General features: G+C 30.5%; 1 protein-coding gene. It reads left to right on the top strand.

The window, feature by feature from the left end:
• Window positions 1-75: 75 nt before the first annotated feature.
• A partial coding sequence (locus B2U95_RS07745) for a hypothetical protein (RefSeq protein WP_296314532.1) occupies window positions 76-1,355 on the top strand: 1,280 nt, incomplete at its 3' end.

Below are 1,355 nucleotides of genomic sequence, written 5' to 3'. Positions count from 1 at the left end.
TGAATTAAATTTAATAAGAACATTATTTATATGAAACTTTTATTCTCCTTTATGTCAATCTGTTTTTTTCTGCAAATGAAAGCACAAGATCAGAATAGTGATATTAAAATAAAAATCGATTTCTATAATTCAAAAATAACTCAGACCGAAAAAGGGGAACGCCTTTTATGGCTAGATAGTTTAACAAGCCTCGTCCGCAATAAAACGGAATTAAAATACGATTCTATTGCTCGCAAATGCATTAATTTTGCTATTTCCATAGACTCTCTAAATTCTGCTGCAGGTACTGTTGCTGATTTAATGGATTACAATAATAATTATTTAGGTAGGCCAAAGGAAGGGCTTAAAATATTTAATAATTATTATGACAAACTTAAAAAGGGTATAAATTTTAAGAGGCTTGGTTATTTGTACCTAAATGCTGCAGACGGTTATTATTTTTCTGGGAATGTAGATAAATCCTTTGAATATTATGAACTTACAAAAGTATATGCCTTAAAAGCAAAAGACCAACACCTTTATGCGACTGCAGTATTTTACATGGCTTTAAATCAAAGTGATTTAGGCCAGTTTGTTGAAGCTTCTCAAGGTTTAGAAGAAGCTTCTAAAATATATACAAAGCTCAAGGATACACTTTTTAATATCAATATCAAGAATGTATTGGCAACTCTGTTTGTTCAAAACGCATTTTATAAGAAAGGAAAGATAGAGCGAGATGAAGCTCTTCTTTTGGCATATAAAATGAATAGTACATATTCAATAAGAAATATACATTTTAATCTCGCTTCAGATTCTAGTATTAAAGATCTATTTTCTACAACCGTTGGAAGTACTCGTTCTAAAAATGATCTAGTAGATGAAATTGCGAACCTAAAAAAATCATTACTCGCTGATCGTAAAACAGATTATATAAGTATTGCGCCCTATATACTTTCTGAATTGGTTAAGGTATATGTGCAAAGTGATAGTTTAGATCTTGCGGCAAATAAATTTAAGGAAATTCAGCAACTTTGGTTAAAGGACAAATCAGGTAAATTAAAAGGATTATATCTTGAAGCTCAAAGTTGGATGTTTTTGGGAAAAGGAGATTACAAAAATGCGATAAAATATGGTAGGGAATTATTGGAATTACAAAAAAAACAATCCATAGTTTTACCGCTTATGACAGCTGAAAAATTTTTATCAGATGTCTACAGACTTAATGATGACATTCCTAATTATAATCAACACCTTTTAAATTTTTACAACATCAAAGATTCCATTTCTAGCGTGCAAAATGTGCGATCTCTTGCTTATTATCAAACGCTTTACGAAACGGAGAAACAACGCCTGAAAATTGAAACTCAAGAAAGCAA

Origin of the sequence: Winogradskyella sp. UBA3174, from assembly GCF_002364335.1 — a bacterium.
Taxonomy (GTDB): Bacteria; Bacteroidota; Bacteroidia; order Flavobacteriales; family Flavobacteriaceae; genus Winogradskyella.
The sequence above is the reverse complement of the archived record's forward strand: the minus strand, read 5'-3'. Positions and strand labels throughout refer to the sequence as shown.